Source organism: Candidatus Aegiribacteria sp. (assembly GCA_021108005.1).
GTDB lineage: Bacteria > Fermentibacterota > Fermentibacteria > Fermentibacterales > JCC-6 > Aegiribacteria.
On the sequence record JAIORS010000081.1, the window covers coordinates 1 to 4,316 of the forward strand.

Annotated in this window: 6 protein-coding genes; all 6 read right to left on the reverse strand. The window is 43.1% G+C overall.

Annotation, left to right across the window (positions count from 1 at the left end):
* Nucleotides 1-211: hypothetical protein (locus K8S15_04955; GenBank protein ID MCD4775386.1), on the reverse strand; the 211-nt coding region annotated here is incomplete at its 3' end.
* Nucleotides 208-738: a GNAT family N-acetyltransferase gene (locus K8S15_04960; GenBank protein MCD4775387.1), complete on the reverse strand. Its 531-nt coding sequence runs from the start codon at nt 736-738 to the stop codon at nt 208-210. The genes K8S15_04960 and K8S15_04955, both read right to left, overlap by 4 nt.
* A 102-nt stretch (nt 739-840) precedes the next feature.
* Nucleotides 841-1,986 carry a hypothetical protein gene (locus tag K8S15_04965; protein ID MCD4775388.1) on the reverse strand — a complete coding sequence of 382 codons (1,146 nt, stop codon included), beginning with the start codon at nt 1,984-1,986 and terminating at the stop codon, nt 841-843.
* Between the two features lie 102 nt (nt 1,987-2,088).
* On the reverse strand, nt 2,089-2,373 hold the full coding sequence (locus tag K8S15_04970) for a type II toxin-antitoxin system RelE/ParE family toxin (protein MCD4775389.1): 285 nt from the start codon (nt 2,371-2,373) through the stop codon (nt 2,089-2,091).
* The gene (locus K8S15_04975; GenBank protein MCD4775390.1) at nt 2,366-2,605 is read right to left on the reverse strand and encodes a ribbon-helix-helix protein, CopG family; all 240 of its coding nucleotides are present in this window, start codon (nt 2,603-2,605) and stop codon (nt 2,366-2,368) included. The genes K8S15_04970 and K8S15_04975 overlap by 8 nt, the downstream gene beginning before the upstream one ends.
* A 312-nt stretch (nt 2,606-2,917) precedes the next feature.
* Nucleotides 2,918-3,910 carry a hypothetical protein gene (locus K8S15_04980; protein MCD4775391.1) on the reverse strand — a complete coding sequence of 331 codons (993 nt, stop codon included), beginning with the start codon at nt 3,908-3,910 and terminating at the stop codon, nt 2,918-2,920.
* Nucleotides 3,911-4,316: the final 406 nt, after the last annotated feature.

A 4,316-nucleotide genomic window follows, 5' to 3' on the forward strand; every position in this document is an offset into this window, starting at 1 on the left:
GGTCATCGTTCAGATATGCAGCATCAATGATTGTGCCAAATACATAATTGGAATCGCCCGATTCTATTCCAATGGAGTCAACCTTCATGAGATCATATCGGGGTTGATGAGTGTTTGAACCAATTTCTTCCGGGGCTGGATTAGATTCAGCACAGCCGATCAGGAGAGCAAGAATCGATATAAGACTTGCGGATTCAATGGATCTTTTCATTCCATTCCTTCCCATTCTTCCCGTAGTATTCCCATGGTGACAAGATCTGTATAATCACCATCGATCCACTGAACCTTGCGAGCGCGACCCTCTTCTACGAAACCACATGTTCGGAAGCAGCTGATTGCTCGAGGGTTCTTTGCATTTGTACTAAGTCCGATTCGGCGTGCTCCCAGGTAATGAAATCCATAACCGAGAAGGACCCTGACCGTGTCCGTACCGTAACCCTTACCCCAATAGTCTTGGTCTCCAATCAGTATTCCAAGCCTATACACACCAGGAAAGGCATTTGACAACTTGAGCGAGCAGTTGCCGATGTACTTCCCGTCTGCCTCAATAGCGAAATACTGAGCGTTTCGATCTTTCTTAGTACAGAGTTCATACATTTCCTGGGCTCTTTCTAGTGGTGATACATGTGGGAGACCAGCATTGAGCAGGTACAGATCAACATCCTGATTGTACTTATGTTGCCGTTCGATATCGCTCTTTACCATTGGGCGAAGTATGACCTTATCTCCATTTAGCATTGGATCTCCCTCATCGATATGCACACTCCGGCGTAGTAGCAAGCAGTGAACAGAGCAGAAGAATAAGGTAGTACTTGTCTACTGCAGCCGGTTCGCTAATGATTAATGTACTTCCTCAAACTGTTCGTATATCATGACCATACCTGTTCCTTGTTGTCTTCCGACCAATTGATGATCATGGAGCATTCTCACCCAGGATATTCCAGAATCAGGAAGACAGTAACTATCAAGGTATTCTCCATTTGAATCATATCTATCGATAATAGTAACCGGAGCGTAGTTGATGTATCGATTGCTGTGCAGAAGAGAACCATCGTTTTGGTATTCATCTACCACGACATTGATCATGCCTTCCGGGCCTCTGAAAACACCGCCAACGGATGGGAACATCACTGTTGACTGAATTCCAGTTTCTTCATTGAAACTGCGATAAGGTTTAGCTGGTTCTGATGGGAGATCGCGAACACCTGTGAAAATAGGTTCTTCGGTTTCAAGATTGAAAATATGGAGTCGATGCTCGTATCTGGAAATAAAGGCTATCATATCTGGAGGGATGAATACACCGCGAAGATTGTCCCTGAATCGGCTATCCAACGTCATTTCAGAATCCCCTTCGATTTCTCCAAACGATCTGATATGACCGGAATCAACATGTATGATGTGAATGACTCCACCTTGTTGTGTTCCAGAAAGAACAGCCAGTGTGGAATCGGATAATGCAATGAGATCCTCAGGGGTCTCGATAGAGATAGTTGTTGTAAAAACACCACTATTAGAGAAGAAATCAATTCTACCAAGACCGGTATTCGCTACGGCGATCCAGTCTCCTGCTGAAGCAATGGTTCCTATTCCATGAAAGTGTCCCGGGCCCTCACCGCTTTCCCCGGCTTTCCATAGCATTTCACCGTTTGGTCTCATGCATACCAGTTCCTGTGTAGCTTGATCGGCTATCAAAAGAGTATCACCCATTGTATGCAGGTAGAGTGCGTTGTAGAACGGTGGTGTGGAATCCTCTTCATCACCTAGAATCGCTACTCGGTCGAAAAGTATGTAATGTGCAGAATCTCCCTCCCAAAGACCATCATCGGATGACTCGGCATAAAGCTTCCACTTTAAGAGTGTGTCTAAGCTTATACCATTTCTTACTTCGTATTCGTGATTACCAGTACTAATGGTATCAGGCTCATTACCACAAGAAAGCACTATGGCAATTGAAAACACAAGAATTGTTATTGGAATTCCATTCATATTTTCTTGTTTCCGTCAAGTGAACGCTCTAAATCAGCAGACTGCTATATCCAGAACTCAATCGTGAAGCTGCAGTACTGCTGCATTTTGTTAACTTTAAATTCATTGCTTGTATGCATTTCTTCTAGCATCAATCGTAAGAATAAACACGATATGTTCCTTCTTCTCCACGATATAAAACAATCTGAAACTGCCAATCCTGTATCGCCAGGTATCAGGGGAGTAGCCCCGAAGCTTCTTGGTGTTCTTTCCATAAAATGGTTCAATCCTGAGCTGTGGATATATGTACACATTAAGCTTGTTCCTTAGAAATGCAGATTCATTCAGCGGTAATTTCCCAAGTTGCTTGAGGAATTCCTTGGTTTCGAATATCTTGAAATCAGGCAAACTGACCTCGCTCAGATTTCGCGTCCTGTAGCCCATTCCTGATGCTTCTGTTCAGATATTCATTTTCACGAATTTCAGCCATTTCAAACTCGTTTACATACCTGTGTTCTTCGATATAGCGCAAGGCAACGGTCTCAATGAAGTTAGAAAGAGGACGATTGTCCTGTTCAGCCAATTCACGAAATTGCTTGTATATCTTTTCATCAAGCCTGAGTGTAACAGTCTTTGACATTTCTCACCTCCAATATGTGAGTTCATCATGTGCAGATAGTATACATTAGAATACATACGAACGCAATGTAGTCATTTATGATTTCTATTAGAAAACGCTTTGCATAACCAGCACAGATATTACTCTGGGTCATGGCTTTGCATTTGTGACCGGTTCGTCAGCTAGGACGGTAACGTCGTACTTCTTCTTGATCCAGGCGAGTAATTCATCAACATGTTCGCCGTGAATCGAAATCTCACTATGGGGCTTTTTCACGAGAGCCAACATCATGGTTCCGCAGGTCTACTGATTTTGTTCTGCACTGAATTATCATCAGTCACTCAATCCCAGTATATACAATTTCGGGTAGTCGTAAGGATGCATAGAGTAAGCAAGATACCCATAGTCGGTTATACTGAATCTAAACATTTCATTTCCGGGCAAGCCCTCACATTCGCACGAGAAAACCAGTTCACCATCGAAGCTATACACATCAAATTCAGGATCGAAATACGAACCATGACTTGCCCAGAGATAGCCAAGAGAATCCTGAATCTGCAGCTGTACAATTCCTGTTTCAAGCTGGGATGGCATCCAGTCACCAAGATGTCTGTCTCTCATTTTGCGGAATTCTGTTTCCTGTATGAGCTCCTCTTCACTTCTGGGAATACATTCATGGTACGTATAGAGCGTATCTACGCAGATTCCATTTGAAGCGAAGGAATAAATATGAAATTCTGATCTGTCAGGCACAACGAAAACTCTACCTGAACGACTTGATGCAATACAGAATTCGAGAGCGACGAACACCTCATACGAGGCTGCTTCCGCACCAGAGATTGGATAGTATTCCGAATAGTATTCAATTTCTCTTTCTCCGCTCATATTCCATCTGGAGACATCCATACCGATAAGCATCTGTTCATCATTGTTCCGAATGGAGTATATCCCGCTGACTATTGTACTGTCCTCAAGAGTCCATGGTTCAAAAAGTGGGGCGTTTTCTTGAATGACAACGTATTTTCGGGGTATCATGCTGCTGTCAAATATCAGGTATTTGGGAGGTAGGAATTGCTCCATGACTGCAAATCCTTCTTCAAGCGGGCACAGGTGTCCTGCATTTACGATCTCTAGAGGACCGGATCCTTGATATTCAACCGAACCAAGGTACTCTCCAGATCGAGAATATTTTTGAGCTGTTTTCATGACATTGTCAAGAACAACGAACTCTTCATAGCTGATAAAACAAGCACCGGTAATAGAACCATACATCTGAGTAGTATCGCCGTACTCTACGCCAAGAGAATCAACTACTGTGAGAGTCATCACAGGTATTTCAGGAATGCTTGCATCTTCAGATGAGGAACATGAGGTTAGAAGTATCTGAACCAGGCAAGTACAATAACCAAGTAAGAACAAGCATTTTTTTATTGATTTGATAGGCTGTCTTCTTTCATGGTAGCAGAATGAATTACAGGAAAGTGGATTTTCCTCAATCTTATTAGCTACCCCCAAAACAGCTCATCCGTTTGCAGATGTCACCATTTCCCTGCCTGAAACTGACCATACGATATGAAATACCCGCAGTCAAACATCGTTGTCAGTAAATATACCACGTGTGACTTGGAGCAAAACCGCCTGGAAGCTTATCAAGATGATCTGCCAGTTATCGATAATTATTCTCATGCATAATAATCCCCCCGGATCAGATCGGAAGATACCAGGTCAGCTT